Origin of the sequence: Pseudomarimonas salicorniae, assembly GCF_023156535.1 — a bacterium.
GTDB classification, from domain to species: Bacteria; Pseudomonadota; Gammaproteobacteria; order Xanthomonadales; family Xanthomonadaceae; genus Pseudomarimonas; species Pseudomarimonas salicorniae.
In genome coordinates this window covers 89307-115736 of record NZ_JALNMH010000002.1, presented here as the reverse complement: position 1 = coordinate 115736, position 26430 = coordinate 89307, and the positions used below count along the sequence as shown (strand labels likewise).

General features: G+C 69.0%; 19 protein-coding genes. 3 read left to right on the top strand and 16 right to left on the bottom strand.

Annotation, left to right across the window (positions count from 1 at the left end):
- The first annotated feature begins 396 nt into the window (after positions 1–396).
- Positions 397–3693 carry an amidohydrolase family protein gene (locus tag M0G41_RS03015; protein WP_248204897.1) on the top strand — a complete coding sequence of 1099 codons (3297 nt, stop codon included), beginning with the start codon at positions 397–399 and terminating at the stop codon, positions 3691–3693.
- Positions 3694–3729: 36 nt separating this feature from the next.
- On the opposite strand, the gene M0G41_RS03010 is transcribed toward M0G41_RS03015, so the two are convergent.
- Entirely contained in the window at positions 3730–4209 is a 480-nt protein-coding gene (locus tag M0G41_RS03010; RefSeq protein WP_248204894.1) for a DUF4174 domain-containing protein, read from the bottom strand.
- A 150-nt stretch (positions 4210–4359) separates the two neighbouring features.
- On the opposite strand from M0G41_RS03010, the gene M0G41_RS18765 reads away from it, so the two are divergent.
- Both M0G41_RS18765 and M0G41_RS03000 read left to right on the top strand, forming a co-directional pair.
- Positions 4360–7305, top strand: coding sequence for a ligand-binding sensor domain-containing diguanylate cyclase (locus M0G41_RS18765; RefSeq protein ID WP_248204893.1), 2946 nt, complete (start codon positions 4360–4362; stop codon positions 7303–7305).
- Positions 7306–7776: 471 nt separating this feature from the next.
- Positions 7777–8268, top strand: coding sequence for a GNAT family N-acetyltransferase (locus M0G41_RS03000; RefSeq protein ID WP_248204891.1), 492 nt, complete (start codon positions 7777–7779; stop codon positions 8266–8268).
- Positions 8269–8350: 82 nt separating this feature from the next.
- Here M0G41_RS03000 and M0G41_RS02995 read toward each other — a convergent pair whose 3' ends face one another.
- The 15 genes from M0G41_RS02995 to frr all read right to left on the bottom strand — a co-directional run bounded on the left by M0G41_RS02995 (position 8351) and on the right by frr (position 26406).
- Complete coding sequence (locus M0G41_RS02995) at positions 8351–9355, bottom strand: IS110 family RNA-guided transposase (RefSeq protein ID WP_248204889.1); 1005 nt, start codon at positions 9353–9355, stop codon at positions 8351–8353.
- A 590-nt stretch (positions 9356–9945) separates the two neighbouring features.
- On the bottom strand, positions 9946–13464 hold the full coding sequence (gene dnaE, locus M0G41_RS02990; protein ID WP_248204887.1) for a DNA polymerase III subunit alpha: 3519 nt from the start codon (positions 13462–13464) through the stop codon (positions 9946–9948).
- 198 nt (positions 13465–13662) lie between these two features.
- A complete protein-coding gene (locus tag M0G41_RS02985; protein WP_248204885.1) occupies positions 13663–14229 on the bottom strand; it encodes a YkvA family protein in 567 nt (188 codons plus the stop codon).
- Positions 14230–14444: 215 nt separating this feature from the next.
- On the bottom strand, positions 14445–15065 hold the full coding sequence (locus tag M0G41_RS02980; protein WP_248204883.1) for a ribonuclease HII: 621 nt from the start codon (positions 15063–15065) through the stop codon (positions 14445–14447).
- Positions 15047–16312, bottom strand: a complete 1266-nt coding sequence (gene lpxB / locus M0G41_RS02975) for a lipid-A-disaccharide synthase (protein WP_248204882.1) — start codon at positions 16310–16312, stop codon at positions 15047–15049. The genes M0G41_RS02980 and lpxB overlap by 19 nt, the downstream gene beginning before the upstream one ends.
- Positions 16313–16418: 106 nt before the next feature.
- A complete protein-coding gene (gene lpxA / locus M0G41_RS02970; RefSeq protein WP_248204880.1) occupies positions 16419–17189 on the bottom strand; it encodes an acyl-ACP--UDP-N-acetylglucosamine O-acyltransferase in 771 nt (256 codons plus the stop codon).
- Positions 17186–17659, bottom strand: a complete 474-nt coding sequence (gene fabZ, locus M0G41_RS02965; protein ID WP_248204878.1) for a 3-hydroxyacyl-ACP dehydratase FabZ — start codon at positions 17657–17659, stop codon at positions 17186–17188. The genes lpxA and fabZ overlap by 4 nt, the downstream gene beginning before the upstream one ends.
- Positions 17652–18677 carry a UDP-3-O-(3-hydroxymyristoyl)glucosamine N-acyltransferase gene (gene lpxD, locus M0G41_RS02960; RefSeq protein WP_248204875.1) on the bottom strand — a complete coding sequence of 342 codons (1026 nt, stop codon included), beginning with the start codon at positions 18675–18677 and terminating at the stop codon, positions 17652–17654. The genes fabZ and lpxD overlap by 8 nt, the downstream gene beginning before the upstream one ends.
- Positions 18674–19231: an OmpH/Skp family outer membrane protein gene (locus tag M0G41_RS02955; protein WP_248204873.1), complete on the bottom strand. Its 558-nt coding sequence runs from the start codon at positions 19229–19231 to the stop codon at positions 18674–18676. Before M0G41_RS02955 ends, lpxD begins: the two co-directional genes overlap by 4 nt.
- A 32-nt stretch (positions 19232–19263) precedes the next feature.
- Positions 19264–21699, bottom strand: coding sequence for an outer membrane protein assembly factor BamA (gene bamA / locus M0G41_RS02950; RefSeq protein ID WP_248204871.1), 2436 nt, complete (start codon positions 21697–21699; stop codon positions 19264–19266).
- Between the two features lie 34 nt (positions 21700–21733).
- Entirely contained in the window at positions 21734–23089 is a 1356-nt protein-coding gene (rseP, locus tag M0G41_RS02945) for an RIP metalloprotease RseP (protein ID WP_248204870.1), read from the bottom strand.
- Positions 23090–23108: 19 nt separating this feature from the next.
- A complete protein-coding gene (gene dxr / locus M0G41_RS02940; RefSeq protein ID WP_248204868.1) occupies positions 23109–24284 on the bottom strand; it encodes a 1-deoxy-D-xylulose-5-phosphate reductoisomerase in 1176 nt (391 codons plus the stop codon).
- Positions 24281–25096 (bottom strand): phosphatidate cytidylyltransferase, encoded by an 816-nt coding sequence (locus M0G41_RS02935; RefSeq protein ID WP_248204867.1) that lies wholly within the window; start codon positions 25094–25096, stop codon positions 24281–24283. The genes dxr and M0G41_RS02935 overlap by 4 nt, the downstream gene beginning before the upstream one ends.
- Positions 25093–25839, bottom strand: a complete 747-nt coding sequence (uppS, locus tag M0G41_RS02930) for a polyprenyl diphosphate synthase (protein WP_248204865.1) — start codon at positions 25837–25839, stop codon at positions 25093–25095. Before uppS ends, M0G41_RS02935 begins: the two co-directional genes overlap by 4 nt.
- Before the next feature lie 9 nt (positions 25840–25848).
- Complete coding sequence (gene frr / locus M0G41_RS02925) at positions 25849–26406, bottom strand: ribosome recycling factor (RefSeq protein ID WP_248204863.1); 558 nt, start codon at positions 26404–26406, stop codon at positions 25849–25851.
- Between the last annotated feature and the right edge of the window lie 24 nt (positions 26407–26430).

Genomic DNA, 26430 nt, shown 5'->3' with positions numbered 1-26430 from the left:
GAGCGCAGCTTGCTGCGCTGAAGCCGCGCTCTGGTCCCCTCGCGTCGCTTTTCGAGCCGACTCATAACTCGTTGTTCAATCGGGTTGCTATCGAACACCTCGCCGTGCAAACGCGAGCGTCGTCGGCTGTCCGATCACCGCGGACCGGGGCAGATCCCGGCGCTGCGGTCGCGCCCAAGGGCGCTCCCACAGGCTGGCGGCCGCTGATCGCCTCGGGCATGCCCTTGCCGCATTCGCACTTTCGCGTCCTTGGCGGTTCCAACACTTCCCGCTCTTCCCGCTCTTCCCTCCCCGCGACGGAGCGAGCCGTCGGCCGGGCGGAGCGAGGGTGCGGGCATGAAGTTCGGCCGGCCGGCTTGGGTTACCCTCGCAGGCTTTGCCCTCCGGAGTTCGTCCATGACGCCGCGCCTGCTCTGTCTTGCCCTTGCCGCCGCCCTCCTGCCGCCCGCCGCGCTGGCGGCGAAGAAGGATGACAAGAAGGACGAGTGGTCGGTCGAGACCAGCTTGGCCGCGTCGAAGACCATCCGCTTCGACACCGACGAGGGCACCTGGATGAACCTCGACGTGTCGCCGGACGGCCGGCGCATCGTGTTCGACCTGTTGGGCGACCTCTATCTGCTGCCGATCGAGGGCGGCAAGGCGACGCGGCTGACCTCGGGGCGTGTCTTCGACGTGCAGCCGCGCTTCTCTCCGGACGGCCGGCAGGTCGCCTTCACCTCCGACCGAGACGGCGCCAACAACCTCTGGCGCATCGACGTCGACGGCAAGAATCCGGTGCAGGTCAGCAAGGAGGACTTCCGCCTGCTGAACAATCCGGCCTGGACCGCCGACGGCGAGTACCTGATCGGCCGCAAGCACTTCACCGGCATGCGCTCGGCGGGTGCCGGCGAGCTTTGGATGTACCACGTGTCCGGCGGCCACGCCGGCCTGCAGCTGACCAAGCAGAAGAACGACCAGCAGGACCAGGGCGAGCCGGCGGTCAGCCCGGACGGCCGCTACGTCTACTTCTCCGAGGACGTCAGCCCCGGCCCGTCCTTCCAGTACAACAAGGATCCGCACGGCCTGATCTATGCGATCCGCCGCCTCGATCGCGAGAGCGGCGAGGTCGATGACGTGGTCCGCTCGCCCGGCGGCGCGGTGCGCCCGCAGCCCTCGCCGGACGGCCGCAGCCTGGCCTTCGTCAAGCGCGTGCGCGACAAGTCGGTGCTGCACCTGCTCGACCTCGAGTCCGGCGTGGTGCGTCCGCTCTGGGACGGCATGAGCCACGACCAGCAGGAAGGCTGGGCGATCTTCGGGCCGTATCCGAACTACGACTGGCTGCCGGACGGCTCAGCTCTGGTGGTCTGGGCCCAGGGCGGCTTCTGGAAGGTCGATGCCGGCTCCGGCGAGGCCAGCCGTATCCCCTTCACCGCCGAGGTCGAGCAGAAGGTCGCCGAGCCGCTGCGCTTCGAGCAGAAGCTCGATGACAGCGTGTTCGCGCCGAAGATGATCCGCGACGTCGCCACCTCGCCGGACGGTCGTCTCGTGGTCTTCCACGCCGTCGGCAAGCTGTGGACGCGAACCATGCCCAGCGGCAAGCCGCAGCGGCTGACCACGCAGGCGGCGGACTTCGAGTACCAGCCGAGCTTCAGCCCGGATGGCCGCAAGCTGGTCTACACCCGCTGGAACGATGCCGACCTGGTGCGCGTGATCGAGCGCGATCTCGCCAGCGGCAGCGAGCGCGAGCTGCCGACCGGCAGCGGCTATTTCTACGGGCCGCGCTACGCGCCCAACGGCCGCGACGTGGTCTATGCAAAGACCTCGGGCAGCGAGCTGACCGGTCGGGTCTGGGCCAAGGACCCCGGCATCTACCTGCTGCGCGGCGACTCCAAAGCGCCGGCCCGCATCGCCCGCGAGGGTCGCGATCCGCAGTTCAATGCCGATGGCAATCGCGTGTTCTACTTCACCGGGAGTTTCACCAACAAGGAATCCGGCCGCAAGCTGATGAGCGTCGGCCTTGCCGGCGAGGAGCCGCGTCAGCACTTCAGCTTCAAGTATCCGGACGCGGTCAGCCTCAGCCCGGACGGCCGCTGGATTGCCTTCAGCGAGCTGTTCAATGCCTACGTCGCGCCGCTGCCGGCGACCGGCGGCAGCGTCGAGCTGTCCAAGGACAGCAAGGCCGTACCGGTGGCGAAGATCAGCCACGACGCCGGCTCCTACCTGCACTGGAGCGACTCCGACAGCCTGCACTGGACGGTCGGCAACCAGTACTACACCCGCGATCTGAAGGACGCCTTCGCCTTCCTGCCGGACGCGCCCAAGACCCTGCCCAAACCCGCCGACCTGCGCGGCGTCGAGCTGGGCCTCTCACAGCCGGTCTACCAGCCCGAGGGCCGGGTCGCCCTGGTCGGCGGCCGGGTGATCACCATGCGCGATGCCGAGAACACCCAGGAGGTGATCGAGGACGGCGTGGTGCTGGTGGCCGGCGACGAGATCGTCGCGGTCGGACCGCGCAGCGAGGTCCGGGTGCCGGACGGCACGCGGGTGATCGACGTCTCGGGCAAGACCGTTTTCCCCGGCATCGTCGATGCCCATGCCCATGCCGCGCACTTCGGCGGCGGCGTGATTCCGCAGCAGAACTGGGCCTACTACGCCAACCTCGCTTTCGGCGTCACCACCATGCACGACCCGAGCGCGAGCAACGAGTTCGTGTTCTCGCAGAGCGAGCTGGTCAAGACCGGCGAAATGGTCGGCCCGCGGGTGATGTCGACCGGCACCATCCTTTACGGCGCTGACTTCGACTTCAAGGCGGTGGTCGATTCGCTGGATGACGCCCGCTCGCACCTGCGCCGGATGAAGGCGCTGGGCGCCTTCTCGGTGAAGAGCTACAACCAGCCGCGGCGCAACCAGCACCAGCAGATCAACCAGGCCGCCCGCGAGCTGGAGATGCTGGTGGTCGAGGAGGGCGGCGCCACCTTCTTCCACAACATCCCGATGGTGCTCGACGGCGCCACCGGCATCGAGCACAACCTGCCGATCGCGCCGCTGTACAAGGACGTCGTCCAGCTGATGGCACAGACCGACGTGCGCAACACGCCGACCCTGGTGGTCAGCTACGGCGGGCTCTCCGGCGAGCGCTGGTTCTACTCGCGCGACAACGTCTTCGAGGACGAGAAGCTCAACCGCTTCTTCCCGCGCGAGACGCTGGCGGCGCAGTCGATCCGCCGCGAGATCGCGCCGGACTGGGACTACTACCACATCGAGGTGGCCAGGGCGGCCAAGGTGCTGCGCGACGCAGGGGTCAAGATCCAGGTCGGCGGACATGGTCAGATGCAGGGCCTCGCCCCGCACTGGGAGACCTGGATGCTGGTCCAGGGGGGCTTCAGCAACTTCGAGGCCCTGCGCGCGGCGACCATCGACGGTGCCGACTACCTCGGATTCGGCAAGCAACTCGGCTCGCTGGAGCCCGGCAAGCGCGCCGATCTGGTGGTGGTCGACGGCAATCCGCTGGAGGACATCCGCGATACCGACGACACCACCCACGTGATGGTCAACGGCCGCCTGTTCGACACCGCGACCATGGCCGAGATCGGCGGCCGCGAGGCCCCGGCGCCGACCTTCCACTGGCAGCGCCACCGCGCCGCGCAGAGCTTCGGACTGAACTACGGACCGACCGCGGTCTGCCACTGCCCGAAGGGCAACCACCGCCACTGAGCCGGCTGCCGGGCGGGCGCCTGCCCGCCCGGCCACTCAATCCGCGGTCGCCTGCTCCGGACAGGCGCCGCCGGACCCGCCCGATTCGCGGCGCCGCATGGGCATCAGGTCGATCCGCGCGAACAGCGCGCAGGCCTCGAGCGCTGACTGTGCGCGCTGCTTGACGCCGCCATCCTTGCCGACCAGAAGCACGGCGAAGTCCGTGGCGGGGACGCTGAAATGACGTCGCAGGTCCGCCGCGGCGGGTGCCGTCCCGCCCGGCGCCGGGGTGACCTCGTCGCCGGCCACCTCGATCACCAGCAGCTCGCGCTCGCGGGCGCCGGCGGCCGCGCCGGCCACCAGCTCGCGCTGGCGCAGCAGATCGGGATGCGTCGCGTCCGGGGCGAAGACCAGCAGCAACCGCGCCTGCCACCGCCAGTCCGCCAGCGGCCCGCCCAGGGCGGGCGCGAGGCCGGCCGGCAGCAGGGCCGCGCCGAGCAGGAGACAGAGAATGAGGCGGAGGCCCGGGAGATCCATGCCCGGAAAGCGTCGCCCAGTCGACCTGCAGGCGATGCGAAGGGCCGCCCCGGCCGTGCTCGCGTTGACCGATCGCGGCGGGCCGGGGGCTTGTCCCGGCGCCTCCGGATGGTAGGTTGGGAGGAATCCAGGGCAGGCCCGGAGGACGCAGTGGCCAGCGAACAGGGGCAGCGGGGGTTCGCGCGGGCGATTCCTCGACCGATCCGGCAGGCGCTGTGTGCGCTGCTGGTGGGCCTGCCGATTGCGGCCCTGGCCCTGCCTCCGTTGCCGCTGGGCAGTCCGCCCTTCGCCCTGCACCGGCCGGACCTGCCCGTCTACCCCAGCCACTATGCCGTGGCCGAGGGCCCGAGCGGACGGATCTGGATCGGCAATGCCGAGGGCGTGCTGGAGTTCGACGGCGAGGGCTGGCGGCTGTGGCGTCTGCCCAACCACGAGCTTGTGCGGTCGCTGGCGGTGGCCGAGGACGGTCGGATCTATGTCGGTGGCTACAACGCCTTCGGCTATCTCGAGACCGACGCCGCCGGCACGGTCAGCTACCGCGATCTCACCGCTGAATTTGCCGGGGCGCTGGCGGGACGCGAGTTCGCCGACATCTGGGACCTGCAGGTGACGCCGGAGTGCGTCTACTTCAAGGCGCTGGTCGACCTGTTCTGCTGGCGCCCGGAAGATGGCGCGACGCGGCACTGGAAGCATACCGGCCGGTTCGGGGCAATGGCCCGGGTCGGCGGTGAGACCTGGCTGCAGTTCCGCGGCGAGGGCCTGCGCCGGCGTCAGGGGGAGGACTGGCAGGCGCTGGGTCCCGCGCCCGGTCCTCGCGAACTGCTCTTCGGCCTTCTGCCGCTTGCCGACGGGCGGGTGCTCGGCTTTGGCGTCGACGAACAATGGTGGGCCTTCAACCGCGAGGGCGAGGCCGAGGCCATCGTCCTGCCCGAGCCGATGCCGGCCCCTTCGTCGCTTGAATCCTCGCTGGCGCGCAGCGATGGCACGCTGTGGTTCGCCTCCGCAAACGGAGGTGTGTTCGAACTCCAGGGCGACCTCTCCGCCGCGCGGCGATTCCAGCTCGGGCACGAATTTCTTTCCGGCATTGCCGAGAGCGGCTCGGGCGGCCTGCTGATCTCCTCCGATAGCGGTGTCTACCACCTGCGCTGGCCCAGCGCCTGGACCCTGATCGGCGAAGAGCATGGGGTCGAGGGCTCGCTGGCCGCGGTCGCGGCCTGGAAGGATCGCTGGTGGCTGCTGGGCAGCGCGGGCGCCCGCCCGCTGAACGACTCGGGTCCGCACCGCGCGGTCACGCTCGGCGGGACGCGCTGGGCCGAATTCGGCCTCCAGGCCCTGCATCCGCTGGATGCCGGGCGAGCGCTGCTGGCCCGGGCGCGAAAGCTGGTCCTGATCGACCAGGACCAGGCACAGCCTCTGAGCCCGGGCTTCAGCTATCCGCGCCTGCTGGTTCGCTCGCAGGTGGCGCCCGGCCGGGTGCTGGTCGGCACCGAGTTCGGGCTGCGCCACGTCGATCTTGGCGGCGAGCGTCCGTCGCTGTCCGCAGCTGCCCGGCCCGATCTCGCAGTCAGGCTGAACAGCCTGGTCGAGCGTCCCGACGGCAGCGTGCTGGCGGGCAGCGAGCGGCATGGGCTCTGGCGCTACGCGCTCGATCCGGCGAGTGGAAGCTGGCAGGGCGAGCGCCTGGACGTCCGCCTGCAGGTGGCCTGTGGCCCCGTCGCCAGCCTCAGCCTGGTCGGCATGGACGACGGGGAACTGCTGCTCAGCACCGCGCGCGGGTTCTGGCAGGGCACGCCCGAGTCGGGGTTCGAACAAGTCGAACTGGATGGCCTCGAAGCCCTGCGCGGCCGCGAGGAGGTGCTGCGGATTCTCCTGCAGGAGGGCGAGCCACGCTTCGCCTGGAGCCACTACCGGGTGCTCGAGCGCGGCGAATCGGGCTGGCAGGAGCATCCGGCCGGGCGCCTGCGGCGCGGTGCCATCCTCGACGCCCGGCTGCACGGTGACGGGCTGCTGCTGGTTTCCGACCATGCCCTGCTGATCCACCGCCCCGGGCGCGAGGCCGGCGCACAGGGGGCGCCGCCGGTGCGCCTGCGCGAGGTCTGGGTCGAGGAGGCCGGTCGCGGCATCCGGCATCTGCCGCTGGCACCCGAGGGGGTGCCCGAGGTCGTGATGGCGGGCGGCGCGACCTATTTCCGCTTCGCCGCGATCGACCTGGACCAGCCCGGAGCCATGCGCTATCGCGGCCGGCTGGTTGGCCAGGAGAGCGGTTTCTCGGACTGGGAACCGTCCAACGCCTACACCTACTTCGGGCTGGCGCCCGGGCGTTACACGCTGGAGGTCGAGGCGCGCGACAGCGCCGGACGGATCTCGCGGATGAGGCCGTACACGCTGCAGGTGCACCCGCGCTGGTTCGAGCGCTCGGACGTCCGTCTGGCCGCGGCGCTGCTGTTTCTGGCCGGCCTCGCCCTCACACTGCGCGCCGCGGCTCGCGGCCGCACCCGGCGGATCTCGCGGCAGAACGCCCTGCTGGAGCAGCAGGTGGTCAGCCGGACCGAAGAGCTGGCCGAAGCCAACCGGCGGCTGCGAACCATGGCCGATCTTGATGGCCTGACCGGCATCGCCAACCGGCGCCGTCTCGACGAGTACCTGCCCATCGCCTGGGAGCGCTGCGTCCAGCGCGGCCGGTCGCTGGCCCTGCTGCTGGTCGATATCGACCACTTCAAGCACTACAACGATACCCAGGGCCATCTCGCCGGCGACGAGCTGATCCGGCGCATGGCCGACCTCCTGCGCACCGGCATGCGGCGCAGCGAGGACCTGGTGGCCCGATACGGAGGGGAGGAGTTTCTGGTGGTGATGCCCGGCGCCACCATGGAAGTCGCCCTGGAACTCGCCGAGTCGCTGCGTGCCGGGGTCGAGGCCGAGCTGGGAGGCACGACGATCTCGATCGGCGTCGCCTCGACCCGCCCGGGTGGGGCGCTGACCGAGCATGCCGACCTCGTCGCGCTTGCCGATGCCGCCCTCTATCGGGCCAAGGAAGCCGGCCGCAACCGCGTCGAGGCCGCCCCCGGCCCCGCGCCACCGCCGCGCAAGGGGTGATGGCAGGCTCGGGCGCGAAGAGGACCTTCCGCGAAAGCCGAACGTAGGAGCCAGCTTGCTGGCGATAGGCGCCACGGACGGGACGATCGCCAGCAAGCTGGCTCCTACAGCAACGGCGCTGCAAGGTTCGGTTTGCGCCGCAACGCAGGCCTTGCCGCAGTCGAATTGTGGGAACGCCCTTGGGCGCGACCGCGGAGTTCCGCTCTGGCAGCGGTCTGGGGTGAATCCGTGGCGCAGCGGTCGCGCCCAAGGGCGCTCCCACAGTCGGGCACCGTTGGGGGCCGGCGAAGGCCTATAGGGTGTGCCTTGGCGCACCGATATGGGCGTTCGGACGGTACGCCCGGTGCGGCAAGCCGCACCCTATGAACGTCTTCTCGACCCTCCCGCCCGCGCCACAGGGCCGTTGCCGGCGCCCCCGCGGCGAGGTGATGATGCCGGGTCGAACGTTCTCCAATCCTTCGGGAGCCCGCCTTGACCCTGCAGATCCGCCACAGCGAACCGGCCGACATCCCGGCCATCCGTGATCTCTACGCGCAGCCGAGCTGCCTTGCGGCGACCCTGCAGCTGCCGCATCCCTCGCTGACGCTCTGGGAGCGGCGGCTCGGCAATCCGCCGGACCACTTCACCAGCCTGGTCGCGCTGCGTGAGGGGCGGCTGCTTGGGCAGGTCGGGATCGAGGTGTTCACCGCCGCGCGCCGCCGGCACGTTGCCAATATCGGCATGGCGGTCTGCGAGGATGCTCGCCGCCAGGGCGTCGGCCGGGCCCTGGTCCGGGCCGCCAAGGCGCAGTGCTTCGGCTGGCTGGGCGTGCGCCGCATCGAACTCGAGTGTTATGTGGACAACGCCGGCGCGCTGGCCCTGTACGAGTCGGAGGGCTTCGTTGTCGAGGGGACTGCCCGTGGCTACGCACTGCGCGAAGGCGAGTACGTCGATGTACACCTGATGGCCTGCGCCAAGGATTGAGCGACCCGGGTCGGGTTGTCGGGCGGATACAGGCGCAAAGAAGACCTTCCGCAGAACCCGAATGTAGACACTCTGTTCCCTGTCAAGCGATTTCTTGGCTCGGGAACAGCCTGCTCCCGTCGTACTTTTCTGGGCTTTTGACGAGGGTCCAGGCAGCGGTGAGCAGCTTTCTCATGACCGCCACGTTTGCCTGCATCTTCTTTTTCCCGCGGGCGATCAAGCGCTCCTTGAACGCGCGGGCGTAGGGGTCGTGCCGGCCGGCAACCAGTGCAGGGTGGAACAGTGCCCGGCGCAGATACTTGTTGCCGTGGCGCGTGATGCGCGGCGCCTTGGCCAGGCTGGACCCTGACTCGAATACGCGGACATCCAGGCCGGCATGGCATACGCAGGCCCGGGCGCTCATATCGCGGGGCAGGACGGCCAGTTCACCGAGCAGGGAGACGGCGCTGGTTTCTGCGACCCCAACCATCGAGATCAGTGCCTCGAACATGGACTGCAGGTCGGGATCCTCGCGGATCAGCTCCACCGCCTCGCCTCGGAGGCGGTCGATCCGCCGTTCCAAGCCGGCGATAGCGCGCTGCATGTCGGTACGCAGTGCCTTGGGACAGGCCTGTGTGCTGGACAGCGCGTGCAGCCGATTCTTGGCCGCCGTACAGTCCTCGGTGAGCTGGGTGAGATAGCGGCCGTAGTAGCGCAGCGCCAAGTGACTTTGGCTCGGCGGAGTCCAGCGCTTGAGCGGCATGCGCTTGACGAATTCCAGCAGCATGGCGGCGTCCAGTGCATCGGTCTTGCTGCGCTGCTGCAGGGCCTTGGCGAAGTTGTGGGCGGCCTTTGGGTTGACCACGAACACCTCGGCGCCCAGCTCGGCGGCGATCACCGCAGCATCCAGATAGTAGATGCCAGTCGCCTCCATGATGACGCGAAGGGGCCTGTCCTTTCGCACCTTGGAAGCGATGAATCGGCGCACTTCCTCGGGGGCGCTGTCGACCTTTCCAGCCTTGCTGGTATTGCCGTCCTCGAAACAAAAAGCATGCTCGGCAGCGCCGATATCCAACGAGAGAAAAGCGCTGCGCGGCGATTGATCCATCAGGGATACCTCCTTGTCACTCAGAGATGCATGGGTAGACTGACTCCCAGGTTCCCCGACCCCGAATCCCTTGCGGCACAGCCTTGTTACGCCGGCTCTTGGCCCGTGACACTCTTCGTGCTCTGCAAATGGGGCGGGGAGCCGCTCTACATACGAGGTCAGCCAAAGCTGCCCCAAGGAGCAAGCGGCTTCCCCGGAAATCGACCGGTGGTATAGGCGAATCTGAAGCCGGATCCAAGGTACAAGGAGCCAGCTTGCTGGCGACAGGCGTCCCGGACGGGACGATCGCCAGCAAGCTGGCTCCTACACGCAAGGGCGCTGCCAGGTCCGGTTTGCGCCCTTCCGGCGCGTCTGAATCCCGCCCCCTTCGACCCCATTCCCGCAATTCAACGAGACCCGGCTGTGAGAGCGCCCTTGGGCGCGACCGCAGCGCCACGGACTCACCACAGACCGTGGCCAGAGCGGGACTCCGCGGTCGCGCCCAAGGGCGCTCCCACAGAAGGCGCACCGGTTTGTTCGTTCGGGCGAATGCGAAGCTCGCGCGCGTAGTAGCCCACCGATGTCCCTACGGTTGGCGCTTTCGGAGGTTGCTAGCGCTGCGGCTGCCCTTGGGGCTCGGGCGGGGTGGGGCGGGAGAGCTGCAGGCGGCCGACCTGGATGCCGGGCAGGTCGCGCAGGCGGTGCAGCAGCTCGGGCTCTGCACGGACGCCGAAGCGGCCGTTGGCGTCGAGGCTGCCGCGGGCGGTCGGCGTGGTGAGGTCGAGGCGCAGCGGGGTGTGGCCCGGCCGGTACTCGGCCAGCAGCGACTCCAGCCTTGGCATCACCGCCGGGTCACGGGTGTCGATCTGCAGGTCGAGGCGGCGGGCGAGGCGGGCGCACTCGCTGCGGAAGTCCCAGGCGTGTTTGACCCGGAGCGACCAGCCACCGTTGAACTCGTCCTCCTGCAGCGCGCCCTCGACGAGCAGGATGCGGTCGCGGGTCAGCAGCTGGCGGTAGTTCATGCAGGCCTCGCGAAAGAACGCCGCCTCCACTCGACCGTTGCCGTCTTCCAGGGCGACGAAGGCCTGGGTTTCGCCGCGCAGGCGCACCGCGGTGACCAGGCCTGCGAGCAGGATGTGGGCGGCCTCGAAGCGTGCGCCGCGCTTGTCGGCGTAGGCCTTCTCCAGCTGGTCCAGCCGGTAGCCGACGACCTGGTCGAGCAGCTCGCGCCAGGCGTCCAGCGGATGGCCCGAGAGGTACCAGCCCAGCGTCTCGCGCTCGCCGTTGAGCACCACCTCGAGCGGCGCTTCCTTGCATTCGGGCAGGTCAAGCTGGATCGGCTGGGTGGCGCTGCCGCCGAAAATGTCGATCTGCCCGGCGGCGCGGTCGCGGGCCAGCTGTTCGGTGGCGCGCAGCACTTCGGGCAGCTGCAGCAGCAGCGAGGCGCGGTTGCAGCCCAGGGCGTCGAGCGCGCCGGCCTGGATCAGCGCCTCGAGCACGCGCTTGTTGAGCTTGCCGGCGTCGACCCGACGGCAGAAATCGAGCAGGTCGCGATAGGGGCCGCCGCGCTCACGCTCCTCGACGATCGACTCGACGGCGCCACGGCCGACGCCCTTCACCGCGCCCAGGCCGTAGCGCAGTACGCCGTCGCCGACCGCCTCGAACATGTAGGTCGAATGGTTGACGTCGGGCGGCAGCACCTTGAGACCGAGCGCCTTCACCTCGGCCAGGAAGCCGACCACCTTGTCGGTGTTGTCCATGTCGGACGAGCACACCGCGGCCATGAACTCGGCCGGATAGTGCTGCTTCAGCCAGGCGGTCTGGTAGGCGACCAGCGCATAGGCGGCCGAGTGCGACTTGTTGAAGCCGTACTCGGCGAACTTCTCCATCAGGTCGAAGATCGGCGTGGCGATGTCCGGGGCGATGCCGCGCTCGGCGCAGCCGCTTTCGAACTTGGCGCGCTCCTTGGCCATCTCCTCGGGCTTCTTCTTGCCCATCGCGCGGCGCAGCAGGTCGGCACCGCCCAGCGAGTAGCCGGCCAGGACCTGGGCGATCTGCATCACCTGTTCCTGGTAGACGATGACGCCATAGGTCGGTGAAAGCACCGGTTCAAGAAGCGGGTGCGGATAGCTGACTTCGGTGACGCCGTGCTTGCGGTCACACCATTCGCGGTCCATTCCCGAGCCCAGCGGGCCGGGACGAAACAGCGCGGCCAGCGCAATGATGTCCTCGAAGCGATCGGGCTTGGCACGCTTGAGCAGCTCGCGCATGCCGCGTGATTCGAACTGGAACACCGCCACCGTGTCGCCGCGCGCAAACAGCTTGTAGGTGGCCGGGTCGTCCAGCGGCAGCTGGGTGATGTCCAGCGCAGGCTTCCCTTCGTGGGCGAGGCGCCGGTTGATCGCCTTCACCGCCCAGTCGATGATGGTCAGGGTGCGCAGGCCGAGGAAGTCGAACTTCACCAGGCCGACCGACTCGACGTCATCCTTGTCGAACTGGGTGACCGGGTTCTTGCCGCCCTCTTCGGCGAACAGCGGGCAGAACTCGGTCAGCGGCTTCGGGCCGATGACCACGCCGCCGGCGTGCTTGCCGGCGTTGCGGGTGAGGTCTTCCAGCTTGAGCGCAAGGTCGACCAGCTCGCGGACGTCGTCCTCGTCGCGGTAGCGCTGGATCAGCTCGGCCGAACACAGCTCCTGGTCCTTGGCCGCCTTCTCGCTGCGCCCCAGTGCATCGTCGAGGCAGATGCCGAGCGTGTTGGGAATCAGCTTGGCGATGCCGTCGACGAAGCCATAGGGATGCCCCAGCACGCGGCCGCAGTCGCGGATCACCGCCTTGGCCGCCATGGTGCCGTAGGTGATGATCTGGCTGACGTGGTCGCGGCCGTACTTGCGCGCGACGTAGTCGATCACCTCGTCGCGCCGATCCATGCAGAAGTCGATGTCGAAGTCCGGCATCGACACGCGCTCGGGGTTCAGGAAGCGCTCGAACAGCAGGTCGTAGGGGATCGGATCAAGATCGGTGATGCCGAGCGCCCAGGCGACCAGCGAGCCGGCACCCGAGCCGCGTCCCGGACCGACCGGTATGTCGTTCTGCTTGGCCCAGTTGATGAAGTCGGCGACGATCAGGAAGTAGCCGGGGAAGCCCATCTTCAGGATGACGTCGAGCTCGATGTCGAGGCGCTTGCGGTAGCTCGCCTCGTCATGGCCCTCGGCGCAGGGCTGTCGTGACAGCCGCTGGGTCAGGCCCTCGTGGGCGCTGTGCCGGATCCAGCTGTCTAGGGTATGGCCCTCGGGCACCGGGAACTCGGGCAGGTAGTAGGTGCCGAGCTGCAGGTCGAGGTTGCAGCGCATCGCCAGCTGGACGGTGTTCTCCAGTGCCTCCGGCAGGTCGGCGAACAGCTCGGCCATTTCCTCGGGCGACTTCAGGTACTGCTCGGCGCTGTACTCGCGCGGTCGCTTGGGGTCGCCCAGCACGCGTCCGCCGGCGATGCACACCCGGGCCTCGTGAGATTCGAAATCCTCGCGGTCGAGGAAGCGCACGTCATTGCTGGCGATGACCGGCAGGTCCTGGGCATCGGCCAGGGCCAGGGCCTGCTGCACCCAGTCCTCTTCGCCCGGCCGGCCGCAGCGGCTGATCTCCAGGTACAGCCTGCGCGGGAACTGACGGCCGAACTGGCGCACCAGGGCCTGGGCGGCCGCGTCCTGGCCCTCGGCGCAGTGGCGGGCGAGGGGAGACTCGCGGCCGAGGATCAGGATCAGGCCTTCGGCATGGGCCTGCAGCCAGTCCGGCCTCACCACGACCCGGTCATCCTGATGGCCTTCCAGCCAGGCGCGGCTGAGCAGGCGCGACAGGCTGAGGTAGCCGGCGTAGTCCTGGCAGAGCACGGTGATGCGGCCGAGCGGCTGCTCGGGCAGGGCCAGCCAGAGGTCGGCGCCGGCGATCGGCTTCACCCCTGCCTTGAGGCAAGCCTTGAAGAACTTGACCAGGGCGAAGAGGTTGCTCTGGTCGGTCAGCGCGACGGCCGGCATCCCCTGCTGGGCGCAGCGCTTGACCATCTCCGCGATGCGGATGGTCGAGTCGGTCAGCGAGTACTCGCTGTGCAGGTGAAGATGGACGAAGCGCGGGGACATGGCAGCGGGCGCGTTGGCCCTGCAGCGTAGCCCCGGGGCAGGGGAGGGACAAGGCTTGACGTGGCGCAGATCCGCGGGCCTCGGCGCCGGCACTGGCCGCGGGCGCTTCGCCTCGATGCCCCGGCGGGCCGCCCTTCCCTGGCGGCCCGCCCGGATACCCGCGCGTGGGGAGGTCGCGCGGGAGGCTGGGGCTGCCGGTCAGTTGACGTTGAACGGCACGAGGTCCGGCCGGACGCTGTAGCGCTGGCGCCCTGGCTGCTGCATGCGGCGCCGGTGGCGCAGCGCGGCATCCAGCTCGTTGCGGCGCAGTGACATCCAGCTGCCGCGGTCAAGCGGGCCAAGCTCGGGATAGTCACGGCGGAAGCGGTCGTACTCGCGCCATGCCAGCCATTCGTGCTCGTGGCTGGAAAGCGCCAGCTCCAGCACGATGGCGTCGTCGAGCAGGCCGAACTTGGGGTTGTCGTCGGGGATCAGGTCCTTCTCGTCAACGAAGTAGGCCAGTGCGCCCTCGAGGTCGCGGCGGATGCCCGTCGGCAGCGGCCAGCTGCGGTCGGCCAGCATGCGGATGAGGTCGTCGATGCTGTCGACGTGCGACTGCAGGAAGGGCGGCAGGCGGCGCTGCCGGGCCTCGCCGACGTGTCGGCGGGCGGCCTCGACCAGGGCGCCGTTCTCCGACTCGCCCACCCCGGCGATGGCCTCGATCCAGGCCGTGCGGAACGGGGCCAGGGACGCTTCGTTCATGGTGACGTGGATGGCAAGGCTCATGGTGCTGCTCCGGTTCGGATGGACGAGGTGGTGTTGTGCACCTCTGATGCAACACGATGGAGGAAAGTTGCCCGGTGTGACGCATCCGGAAGTCATGCCTTGACTTCAGGCAGGGCCGATCCTTAAGCCCGGGTTCGGATTTCCGACCGTCCGTCGGTGAAGGGGCAGGCTATGTAGGCCGGAAGTCATGCCGTGCCGCGGGGAAGGTCTACCGGCTAGAAACCGAGCCCGGCCTGCTCCGGCGGTGCGCGCAGCGCATCGCGCACCGGGGCGAAACTGCGGCGATGGACCGCGCAGGGGCCGTGGCGGCGCAGCGCATCGAGGTGCGCGGGCGTCGGGTAGCCCTTGTGCCGGTCGAAACCGTATTGGGGGAACTGCTGGTGAAGGGCCATCAGGGCGCGGTCGCGGCTGACCTTGGCCAGGATCGAGGCGGCGCTGATCGCAGGTTCCAGAGCATCGCCACCGATCCGGTACTCGGCAGGGCAGGGCAGGTCGTCGGGTATCCGGTTGCCGTCGACCAGGGCCAGCCGGGGCGCCGCGGCCAGCCCGCGCAGAGACTCGCGCATGCCGTGCAGGGTGGCCTGGAAGATATTGCGGCGGTCGATCTCCTCGGGCGCGATGAAGACGATGCAGTGGGCCAGCGCGCTGTCGAGGATGGGCTGGTAGAGCGCCTCGCGGCGCGCTTCGGTGAGCTTCTTGGAATCGTCCAGCCCGGCAGGCGTGCGCCGCGGGTCGAGGATCACCGCCGCTACCACCAGCGGGCCGGCCAGCGGGCCGCGGCCGGCCTCGTCGACGCCGGCGATCGCGGAGTCGGGGGTCAGGGCGACGTAGCGCATGTGCCGGTCGGCAGGGGGTCCAGCAGGGCGCGGGCCGCGGCGTCCGGCTCGGGCGCGCGCAGGGCCTCGTGCAGGCGCCGGAACTCGGGATCGAGCGCGGCGCGCCGGGTCGGATCGCTGTGCAGGGCAAGCAGGGCTTCGGCCAGTCGTGACGGGGTGCAGTCGCCCTGCATGCGTTCGGCCACCAGTTCGCGGCCGGCGAGGATGTTGGGCAGGCTGTAGTGGGTCGTGCGCATCATCCCGAGGCCCATGACCAGGGCATGCGTCAGGGCCGCGATGCGGTAGCCGACGACCATCGGCTGCTTGGCCAGCATCGCCTCGAGCGCCGCCGTGCCCGAGGCGAGCAGGACCAGTTCGGCGGCCTCCAGCACGCCCTGCGAGCGGCCCTCGACGATACGCAGGCTGCGCTGCAGCGACCACAGCTCGGCCTGCGAGGGGCGATCCGGTCGCTCCTCGCGCGGCGCCGAAGACAGGGTTTCGCGCAGGGCCTGTTCAAAGGCGTCGCGGGTGCGCGGGCCGGTCATCGGCACCAGCACGCCCAACTCGGGTGCCTGGCGACGGAACAGGGCAGCAGCCTCGAGGAAGGGGCGGCTGAGGCGGCCGATCTCGCCGCGGCGGCTGCCCGGCAGCACGGCCAGCCAGCGCGAGTCGGGCGCCAGACCCAGCGCGCGGCGTGCAGCGGCCCGGTCGGGCGCCATCGCGAAGCGCGAAGCGAGGGGGTGGCCGACGAAGCGCGCGTCGATCGCGTGGCGGGCGTAGATGTCGGGCTCCATCGGGAACAGGCAGAGCACGCGATCGCAGCTGGCACCGATCTTCTCCACCCGGCCCTCGCGCCAGGCCCATACCGAGGGGCTGACGTAGTGGGCGGTGGCCACGCCGCGCTGCTTGAGCCAGCGCTCGAGGCCCAGATTGAAGTCCGGGGCGTCGATGCCGACCACGAGGTCGGGCTTCCAGTCGAGCAGACGCTGACGCAGCCGGCGGCGCAGGCGCAGCAGCCGCGGCAGGTGGCGGAGCACCTCGGCCAGGCCCATCACCGCCAGCTCCTCGCAGTCGACCCAGGCCTCGACGCCGGCCGAGCGCATGGCCGGCCCGGCCACGCCTACCAGTTCCACCGAGGGCAGCAGACGCCTCAGTCCCGTGGCAAGGTCGGCGCCCAGCAGATCGCCGGAGGCTTCGCCGGCGATCAGCGCAATGCGGATTGGCGCTTCGCGCCGTGATTGGTGATTCGTGATTGGTGATTCGTTCAAGACGGCACTCCTGGGCGCCGCGGTCCGATTGTCATGCCAGGCCGCCTACCGGCTCGCGGCTGCTTGCTCTTTCGAAACACGAATCACGAATCACCAATCACAGGCTTCAGCGCACCAACGACCGCTGCGAGCGGTCGATGAAGTCGAGCATCATGGCCACGTCAGGGGCCGACTTGGCGGCCTCGGCGAGCTGGATGCGGGCTTCGGCCAGGGGCAGGCCGGACTTGTAGATGGTCCGGTAGGCGCGCTTGATCGCCGAGATGCGTTCGCGGTCGAAGCCGCGACGCTTGAGGCCTTCGCTGTTGATACCGTGGGGCTCGGCATAGGTACCGGCGACGGTGACGAAGGGTGGCACGTCGCGGTTGATCACGCTGCCCATGGCAGTGAAGGCGTGGGCGCCGACCTGGCAGAACTGGTGGACCAGGGAGAAGCCGCCGAGGATGGCGTAGTCGTCGACCCGGCAATGCCCGGCCAGCGAGGCTGCATTGGCGAAGATGCAGTGGTTGCCGACCACCACGTCGTGCGCGACATGGACGTAGGCCATGATCCAGTTGTCGTTGCCGATCCGGGTGATGCCGGCGTCCTCGACGGTGCCGCGGTTGAAGGTGCAGTACTCGCGGATCAGGTTGCGGTCGCCGATCACCAGCTCGGTGGGCTGGCCGGCGTACTTCTTGTCCTGCGGCGCGCCACCCAGGGCGTTGAAGGCGAAGATGCGGTTGTCGCGGCCGATCCGGGTCGGGCCCTCGATGACGACGTGCGAGCCGATCTCGGTGCCTGCGCCGATCTCGACGTCCGCACCGATGATGCAGAACGGGCCGATGCTGACGTTCTCGCCGATACGGGCCTTGGGGTCGATGACGGCGCTGGGATGGATCATCCGTTCTTTCCTTCGGCGCAGAGGATTTCGGCGCAGGCGACCTCGCGACCTTCCACCCGAGCGGTGCAGGCGTACTGGGCCATGCCGCGCAGGGTGCGTTTGAGTTCCACCTCGAGTTCAAGCTGGTCACCCGGGACCACCATCTTCGAGAAGCGCGCCTTGTCGACCTTGACCAGGTAGAACAGCTTGTTGCGCTGGGTGCTCGGGATGCCATCGGAGAGCTGGGACAGCAGGCCGCCGGCCTGGGCCATGGCCTCGACCACCAGCACGCCCGGCATCACCGGGTGGCCCGGGAAGTGGCCCTGGAAGAAGGGTTCGTTGATGGTCACGTTCTTGATCGCGCGGATCCGCTTGTGCGGCTCGAGCTCGATGACGCGGTCGACCAGCAGGAAGGGATAGCGGTGCGGCAGCATCTGCTGGATGCGGGTCACGTCGACCGGGAGGGTCAGCGCGGCAGGGGCCTCAGTCATCGGGTAGATCCTTGTTCTGTTTCGATATCGCGCGGGCCAGCTGGTCAAGCTGGCGGAAGCGCGCTGCGCTGCGCCGCCAGGCACGCGCGGTCTGGATAGGAGTGCCCGAGGCGTACTCGCCGGGACCCTCCAGGGAGCGGCTGACCAGGGCCATGGCATTGATCCGTACCCGGTCGCCGATGTTCAGGTGGCCCGCGATGCCCACGCCTCCGGCAATGAGACAGTATCGGCCGATCCGCGTCGACCCGGCAATGGCGGTGCAGCCGGCGATCGCGGTGTGCGCGCCGATATGCACGTTGTGGCCGACCTGGATCAGGTTGTCGAGGCGGACGTCCTCCTCGAGGACGGTGTCGTCCAACGCACCGCGGTCGATGCAGGTGTTGGCGCCGATCTCGCAGTCGTCGCCGATGCGCACCCCGCCCAGCTGCGGCACCTTCAGCCAGTGGCCGTCGTCGAAGGCGAGGCCGAATCCGTCGGCGCCCAGCACGACGCCGGGGTGGACCAGCACGCGGACGCCGAGCCGGACGCGGGCGACCAGGGTGACCCGGGCGACCAGCTCGCAGCCCTCGCCGATCTCGCAGTCCTCACCGATCACGCAGCCCGGTCCGATGCGCACTCCGGCAGCGATCCGGCTGCGCGCGCCGATGCTGACCTGCGGGCCGATCTCGGCACCGGGGTCGACGCGTGCCTCGACGTCGACCGATGCGGTCGGGTGGATCCCGGGACGCGCCGGGCTGCGCTGCTCGAACAGGGCAGCGACGCGGGCAAAGTCGGCGTAGGGGTTGCGGCTGATCAGCGCATTGCCCTCGTAGCCCTCGGCGTCGCCTGCGCCCAGCACCACGGCGCCTGCCCGGCTCTCCGTCAGCTGCTTGCGATAGCTCGGGTTGGCCAGGAAGCCCAGCTGGTGCGGCTCGGCGCAGGCCAGCGTGGCGACGCCGGTGATCTCCTGCGCGGGATCGCCGCGCAGCTCCAGCGCGAAGCGCTCGGCGAGCGCGTCGAGGCGGAAGCGGGCACTCATCGGGACTCCTCGCGCGCCTGCTGGCGAAGCCGGTCGAGAATGCGGTCGGTGATGTCGACCCGGGCGCTGGCGTACAGCACCGGGGTTGGCAGCACCAGATCGATGCCCGCATCCCGCGCGTACTGCGCGACGGTATCGTTCAGCTGCAGCCAGACCCGGTCGCGCTCCTCGCGGTTGCGCGCCGCCAGCTCATCGCGCAGGCGATCCTGGGCGCGTTCCAGCGCACGGCGCAACACGTCGATGTCACGGGCCAGCTGTTCGGCGTCGGCCTGCGGCATCGAGGCGCCCTGTTCGCGCAGCCGGCGCTGCATCTGTTCGAGCTGGCTGCGCTGCTGGACCAAGTCGGCATTGCGATCGGCGAATTCGCGGGTCAGGCGGGTCTTCGCTGCCGCCATCTGGGGCGCCTCGTCGAGCAGGCGCTGCATGTCGACCAGGGCGATCTTCTGAGCGCGCTCCTGCGCACCGGTCAGCGCCGAGAACCCGAGCAGCAGCCAGCCGAGTACGCAGAGGATGCGCCGGCTGGCGCGTCCCCTGGCGTGGATGGGCCGGTTCATGCCGGGTTATCCGTGGGCCGCGTTGCCGCCGATCAGAACTGGGTGCCGAAGGTGAACTGCAGGCGCTCGATCTCGTCGCCGTCCTGCTTCTTCACCGGTGTCGACAGGTTGAGGATGATCGGACCGATCGGCGCCTGCCACTGCAGTGCCACGCCTGCCGAAGCCCGGAACTCGCCGACGTCGAAGGCGTCGGTATCGGCGAATACGTTGCCGAAGTCGAGGAAGGCCGAGACGCGCGTGGTGTCGGAATCGAGCAGGGTGGGGAAGATCAGTTCCAGCGTACCGGTGGTCTTGAACGAGCCGCCCAGCGGCTGGTTGAAGTCCGATCCGGGGAAGCGGAAGATCGGGCCGAGGGTGTTGTCCTCGAAGCCACGGATCGAGCGAACGCCGCCTGCGTAGAAATTCTCGAAGAACGGCAGGCCGTCGGCAGTGACCACGCGCAGCAGCGGGTCGCCGTTGTCGTCCAGCACGGGCACGCGCGGTCCATTCGGATCGAACGGATTCTCCGCGGTGACCGGGAAGCTCCGGGTGATGGCGTCGCCGTAGCTGTCGCCATAGCCGATCTCCGCCGCGCTGAGCAGGACCAGGCTGCGCGAGATCGGCCAGTACTTGGCGAACTGGTAGTTGAGCTTGTAGTACTCGACCGTGGAGCCGGGCAGGGTGATCTCGGCGCCGATCCGCTGGTAGGTACCGCGGGTGGGATTGAAGAACGCGTTGCGCGAGTCGCGGGCCCAGGAGATCTCGGTGCGCCAGGCGTTGAAGGTGCGCCGGCCGAGGGCATCGATGTAGTCGATGAAGGGGTCCGGCGTCGCGCCCGGGATGACGTTGATCTGGTTGCGGTCGATGCCGAAGACCACGCCGACGGTATCGGTCTCGGTGATCGGCACCCCGAACACCGCCTGCAGCGCACCGTTGTCGGTGGTGAAGTTGGCGATGTTGGCCTGGCCCTGGTCGAGCTCGCGGTAGATGACGTTGTAGCCGAGCGAGATGCCGTCGTCGGTGAAGTAGGGGTCGAGGTAGCTGAAGTCGAAGCGCTTGACGAAGCGGTTGTTCTGCACCGTGAAGCCGACCCGGTCGCCGCTGCCGAAGAAGTTGTTCTGCTGCACCGAGACCGAGGTGATGACGCCGGAGAGCTGTGAGTAGCCGAGGCCGAACACGAAGCTGCCCGAGGTGCGCTCCTTCATGCTGATGACCACGTCGACCTGGTCGGCGCTGCCCGGCACCTGCGGTGTCTCGATGCTGATGTCCTCGAAGAAGCCGAGGCGCTGCAGGCGGATCTTGGAGCGGTCGATGGCGGCCTGCGAGTACCACATGCCCTCGAACTGGCGCATCTCGCGGCGGATGACCTCGTCCGAAGTCCGCGTGTTGCCCTTGTAGAGGATGCGGCGCACGTAGACGCGCTTGCCCGGCTGCACGTAGAAATTGACCTTGACCGTGCGCGTGTCGCGGTCGATCTCGGGGATCGGCTCGACCTCGGCGAAGGCATAGCCGATGTTGGCCAGCACCGAGATGATCGAGTCACGGGTCAGCTCGAGCAGCCGGCGCGAGAAGGTGTCGCCTTCCTTGATCAGGACCAGGCGCTGCAGCTCTTCGACCGGGATGATGGTGTCGCCGCTGATTCGCGTGCCGGAGATCGTGTAGACCTCACCCTCGCGGACATTGGCCGTCAGGTACATCTCGCGACGATCAGGGCCGATCGAGACCTGGGTGCTGTCGATGTTGAAGTCGACATAGCCGCGGTCGAGGTAGAACGAGTTCAGCTTCTCAAGGTCGCCCGAAAGCTTCTCGCGCGAGTACTGGTCGTCGCGGCGGTACCAGGACAGCCAGTTGGTGGTGCCCGACTCCCAGCCGTCGAGGATCTCCTCGTCGCTGAAGGTCTCGTTGCCGACGATGTTGATGTGCTTGATCTTGGCCGCCTTGCCTTCCTTGACGTCGATGGTCAGGTCGACGCGGTTGCGGTCGAGGTCGGTGACGGTCGGCGAGATGGAGACGTTGTACTTGCCGCGGTTGTTGTACTGGCGGACCAGCTCCTGGGTGACCCGCTGCAGCTGCAGGCGGTCGAAGGTCTCGCCTTCGGCCAGACCGATGTCCTTCAGGCCCTTGAGCAGCTCTTCGGACTTGATGTCCTTGTTGCCGACCAGGGTGATCTTGTTGATCGCCGGGCGCTCGCTGACCTTGATCACCAGGATGTCGCCCTGGCGTTCGATCTCGATGTCGTTGAAGAACCCGGTGCGGAACAGCGCGCGGATTGATTCGGCCACCCGCGAGCGGTCGATGCGGTCACCGCGCTCGATCGGCAGGTAGGTGTAGACGGTGCCGGCCGAAATGCGCTGGAGCCCGTCGACGCGGATGTCGGCGACCGTGAACGGTTCGAAGCCCCTGATCGGTGAGGGGGCGAGGGCCTGGGCCGCCGAGAGTCCGGGCGCACAGGCGAGCGCCATCAGGATGGCTGCGGCAAGTCGTTTCATTGTCACTTCCGAAAGAGAAACAGGCCGTGGGCCATCAGCCCACGAGGCGCACGATATCGTTATAGAAGGCCAGTCCCATAAGCCCGGCAAGGAACGCCAGGCCGACGTACTGTCCGGCAACGAGCATGCGCTCGCTCACCGGAGAGCCCTTTATCATCTCGATAAGGTAATACAGCAGGTGACCCCCGTCCAAGATCGGGATCGGGAGCAGGTTCATGATGCACAGGCTGAGCGACAGCACGGCGAGGAAAAAGAAGAACCAGGCCGCGCCCATCTGGGCCGAGGCATTGGCGTACTGGGCGATGGAGATCGGGCCCGACAGATTCTGCAGCGAAGCGACCCCGGTGACCATCCGGTAGAGCATGCCCAGGGTGGCCTCGGTCAGCCGCCAGGTCTCCCTGAGCGCCGCACCGACCGCCTCGCCGGGACCGTAGCGCAGTATCGCATCATGTGGGGCTTCGCTGCGCTGGGCCTGCACGCCCAGCAGCCAGCGTCCGCCCTCGCCGGCTTCCCCGGCCTGCCAGGTCGGGCTGAGCGACACGTCAAGGCGCCGGCCTTCGCGCTCCAGGGTGACCTCGATCGGGCCGCCCTCGGGGGGATGTTCGGCGAGTGCGCGGGGAATGTCGTCGAAAAACTCGATATCTCGCCCGCCCAGGGCGAGGATTCGGTCGCCTTCACGGAGCCCGGCCCGGGCCGCGGCGCCGTCATCGAGCACCGCGCCGATGACCGGCGGCAGGAGCAGCTGGCGCGGGATCAGGCCGATCTGGCGCATGGCCCGGGTTTCGTCGATCTCGCGATCGATGCGCGACAGGTCGAGGGTCAGCTGGCGGCGGGCGCCGTCGCGCTCGACCTCGATCTCTACCGCGCGACGGTCCATGACTGCCGTGGTCAGGGCCATGCCGGCCTGGGTCCAGGTCGCCACCGGCTCGCCATCGATGCTGAGCAGGCGGTCGTCAAGCTGCAGCCCGGCGGCCGCCGCGGTGTCGGTCGAGCGGCCGACGATCGGGGCGTAGTCGCCCTTGCCGACCAGAAACATCACCCAGAGCAGGAAGATGGCCAGGATCAGATTGAAGGCCGGTCCGGCGGCGACGATGGCAAAGCGCTGGCCGACGCTCTTGCGGGTGAAGGCCTGGTCGAGTTGCTCGCGCGGCACCTCGCCCTCGCGCTCGTCGAGGAACTTCACGTAGCCGCCCAGCGGCAGCGCCGCCACGACCCACTCGGTGCCGTCCTTGCCGATGCGCTTCCACAGCGGGCTGCCGAAGCCGACCGAGAAGCGCAGCACCTTGACGCCGAAGCGCCGGCCCACCCAGTAGTGGCCGAATTCGTGGAAGGTGACCAGCAGCCCGAGGCTGACGATCAACCACCATACCGACCCGAAGAATTCCGTCATGAGTGCTGTCCTGATCCGCTCAGTGCCGCCTGGCTACCCAGTCTGCCGCCGCCCGCCGGGTGCGGGCGTCAAGGTCGAGCCGTCCAGTGAGGTCGTCGCCGGCCTGGCCGTCGACCTCGTCGAGCATGGCGCCGAGGCAATCTGCAATGTCGAGGAAACCCATCCGGCGCTGAAGGAAGGCTGAAACCGCCACTTCATTGGCCGCATTGAGCACGGTGGTCGCGCCGATTCCCTGGCGCAAGGCCGAGAAGGCATGGGCCAGGGCCGGGAAGGTGTTGAGGTCGGGGGGCTCGAAATCCAGCCGCCCGGCGCTGATCAGGTCCAGCGGGCCGACCCCGGCCTCGATCCGCTCCGGCCAGGCCAGGCCATAGGCCAGCGCCGTGCGCATGTCGGGCAGGCCGAGCTGGGCAAGGGTCGAGCCATCGACGTAGTCGACCAGGGAGTGGACCAGGCTCTGCGGATGGACCACCACTTCGATGCGCCCGGCCTCGAGGCCGAACAGCCAATGCGCCTCGATCACCTCCAGCCCCTTGTTCATCAGGGTGGCCGAGTCGACCGAGATCTTCCGCCCCATGGTCCAGTTGGGATGCGCGCAGGCCTCGTCCGGGGTGATCGCCCGCAGGCTGTCTCGACTGCGGCCGCGGAACGGCCCGCCGCTGGCGGTCAACACGATGCGGCGTACGGCCGGATGGCGCCCGGCGGCGGCGGCCGGCTGCGGCAGGCACTGGAACAGGGCGTTGTGCTCGGAATCGACCGGCAGCAGCTCGCCACCGCTGCGGGAAAGCGCCGCCTGGACGAGGTCGCCGGCGACGACGATGGCCTCCTTGTTGGCCAGCAGGATGCGCCGCCCGGCTTCCGCCGCGGCCAGCACCGAAGGCACGCCCGCAGCGCCGACGATGGCCGCGATCACCGTGTCCGCGGCCTCGGCCGCCAGCCGGGCCAGGGCCTCGCCGCCGGCATGCGCCTCGGTGGCCAGGCCGGCGCCGGCCAGGCCCTCGCGCAGCGCAGCGTGTCCGGCCGGGTCGGCGATGACCGCATGGTCCGGACGATGCCTCCGGCACAGGGCGATGAGCTCATCGACCCGGGTGCCCGAGGCCAGCACGCTGGCCCGGTAGCGTTCCGGGTGGCGGGCGATGACGTCGAGCGCGCTGCCTCCGATCGAGCCGGTGGCGCCGAGGACAGCGACCCGGATCACAGGCCGAGCCAGAGCTTGCCGAGGGCGAAGACGGGCAGGGCGGCGAGCAGGCTGTCGACGCGGTCCATCACGCCGCCATGGCCGGGAATCAGCGCCCCCGAGTCCTTGGCGCCGCTGTGCCGCTTGATCAGGCTCTCGAACAGGTCGCCAACGACCGAGGCGACAAAGGTCACCGCGGCCAGGGCGAGCATCGGCAGGGCATAGGAGAAGTCGAGACCGAGCAGGGGCGTGGCCGCCACCGAGACGATCAGGACGCCGCCGAGGCCTCCCCAGAAGCCGGCCCAGGTCTTGTTCGGGCTGATCGAGGGCGCCAGCTTGGGGCCGCCGATCCGGCTGCCGGTGAAGTAGGCGAAGGTGTCGGCGGCCCAGACCAGGCAGAGCGCGTACAGCATCCAGCGCGGGCCGAGGTCGCCATCGGCGTGGAGCAGGGCAGCGCCGGCCCAGGCCGGAACCGCCATGAACAGGCCGGCCACGGACTTGATCAGGGCGTTGCCGCGGTTCGGCACGCCGGCCAGCTGGCTGCGGCCGAGCCAGACCGCCGCGGCCAGCCACCACAGGCAGCCGACAGCGACCACGCTGGGGAAGCCTTCCGGCCAGGCCAGCCGCGCGAGGGCCGCCATGGCGACGGCATGCAGCAGCAGGACCACGGCGCGCTGATGCGGCTTGGGCAGGCCGCTCAGGCGTGCCCATTCCCAGATGCCGAGGAGCAGGACCGCGGCCACCAGGGCCATGAACCACCCGGTCGGCAGCCAGAGCACGGCGGCGATGGCCAGCGGCAGCATCAGCAGCGCCGTCAGGATGCGTTGTTTCATCGGGGGGTTCCCGCTGCGACCTGCTCCGAGGTCATGCCGAACCGCCGCTCGCGCTGCTGGAAGTCGTCGAGCGCCGCATCCAGCGTCGCCGCGTCGACATCCGGCCACAGGACCGGGGTGAAATGCAGCTCGCTGTAGGCCAGCTGCCAGAGCAGGAAATTGCTGATCCGGCGATCACCGCCGGTACGGATGAACAGATCGGGTTCGGGCAGGTCGGCAAGGCAGGTGCGGGTGCCGAGCAGGGTTTCGTCGATCTCCTCGGCCCGCAGTCGTCCGGCGGCCACGTCCGCGGCCAGCGTGCGGGCGGCCTGGGCGATGTCCCAGCGTCCGCCGTAGCTGGCAGCGATCGACAGCTGCAGGCGCTCGCCGCTCGCGGTCGCCGCCTCGGCGCGCTGCATGCGCGTCTGCAGGTCGGGGGAGAAGGCCTCGCGGTGGCCGATGAAGCGCAGGCGCACCGAGCGCCGCGCCAGTTCGTCCACCTCGCGATCGAGCGCGCGCATGAACAGCTGCATCAGCGCGCCGACCTCCTCCTCCGGACGGCGCCAGTTCTCAGACGAGAAGGCGAACAGGGTCAGGGCGTCGATGCCGCGCTCGATGCACCAGTCGATGCAGCGGTTGACCGCCCGGGCGCCGGCGCGGTGGCCGATGCTGCGCGGCCGCGCGCGGGCCCTGGCCCAGCGGCCGTTGCCGTCCATCACGATGGCGATGTGCCGGGGCAGGGCCGCGGCGGGGAGCTCGGTCACGAGGGTGTCTCAGACCGCCATCAGCTCGGTTTCCTTGTCCTTGACCACGCCGTCTACGTCCTTGACGAACTTGTCGGTGAGCTTCTGGATGTCCTCCTCGGCCTTGCGCTCCTCGTCCTCGGTGATCTGCTTGGACTTCAGCAGCTCCTTGACCTGGTGCATGGCGTCGCGGCGGATGTTGCGGATCGCCACCTTGGCGTTCTCGCCCTCGTGCGAGACGTGCTTGGAGAGCTCCTTGCGGCGCTCCTCGGTGAGCGGCGGCAGGTTGATGCGGATGATCTGGCCGGCGGTGTTCGGGGTCAGGCCGAGGTCGGAGGCGAAGATCGCCTTCTCGACCACGCCGACCATGTTCTTCTCCCACGGCGTGATGGTCAGGGTGCGCGCATCGGAAATGGCGACGCTGGCAACCTGCGAGAGCGGCACATCGGAGCCGTAGTAGTTGACCTTGAGATTGTCGACCAGGGCGGTGCTGGCGCGGCCGGTGCGCAGCTTGGTCAGGTCGTGGCGCAGGGACTCGACGCTCTTCTGCATGCGCGTCTCGGCGTCCTTCTTGATGTCATTGATCATGGCCAGCTCCGTTCTATGCCTTGG

What these genes read in the sequence shown, in the direction of transcription:
- M0G41_RS03015 (WP_248204897.1), top strand. Translation starts at nt 397, where the DNA reads ATGACGCCGCGCCTGCTCTGTCTTGCCCTTGCCGCCGCCCTCCTGCCG.
- M0G41_RS03010 (WP_248204894.1), bottom strand. Translation starts at nt 4,209, where the DNA reads ATGGATCTCCCGGGCCTCCGCCTCATTCTCTGTCTCCTGCTCGGCGCG.
- M0G41_RS02995 (WP_248204889.1), bottom strand. Translation starts at nt 9,355, where the DNA reads ATGGATCAATCGCCGCGCAGCGCTTTTCTCTCGTTGGATATCGGCGCT.
- dnaE (WP_248204887.1), bottom strand. Translation starts at nt 13,464, where the DNA reads ATGTCCCCGCGCTTCGTCCATCTTCACCTGCACAGCGAGTACTCGCTG.
- M0G41_RS02985 (WP_248204885.1), bottom strand. Translation starts at nt 14,229, where the DNA reads ATGAGCCTTGCCATCCACGTCACCATGAACGAAGCGTCCCTGGCCCCG.
- M0G41_RS02980 (WP_248204883.1), bottom strand. Translation starts at nt 15,065, where the DNA reads ATGCGCTACGTCGCCCTGACCCCCGACTCCGCGATCGCCGGCGTCGAC.
- lpxA (WP_248204880.1), bottom strand. Translation starts at nt 17,189, where the DNA reads ATGATCCATCCCAGCGCCGTCATCGACCCCAAGGCCCGTATCGGCGAG.
- fabZ (WP_248204878.1), bottom strand. Translation starts at nt 17,659, where the DNA reads ATGACTGAGGCCCCTGCCGCGCTGACCCTCCCGGTCGACGTGACCCGC.
- lpxD (WP_248204875.1), bottom strand. Translation starts at nt 18,677, where the DNA reads ATGAGTGCCCGCTTCCGCCTCGACGCGCTCGCCGAGCGCTTCGCGCTG.
- M0G41_RS02955 (WP_248204873.1), bottom strand. Translation starts at nt 19,231, where the DNA reads ATGAACCGGCCCATCCACGCCAGGGGACGCGCCAGCCGGCGCATCCTC.
- bamA (WP_248204871.1), bottom strand. Translation starts at nt 21,699, where the DNA reads ATGAAACGACTTGCCGCAGCCATCCTGATGGCGCTCGCCTGTGCGCCC.
- rseP (WP_248204870.1), bottom strand. Translation starts at nt 23,089, where the DNA reads ATGACGGAATTCTTCGGGTCGGTATGGTGGTTGATCGTCAGCCTCGGG.
- M0G41_RS02935 (WP_248204867.1), bottom strand. Translation starts at nt 25,096, where the DNA reads ATGAAACAACGCATCCTGACGGCGCTGCTGATGCTGCCGCTGGCCATC.
- frr (WP_248204863.1), bottom strand. Translation starts at nt 26,406, where the DNA reads ATGATCAATGACATCAAGAAGGACGCCGAGACGCGCATGCAGAAGAGC.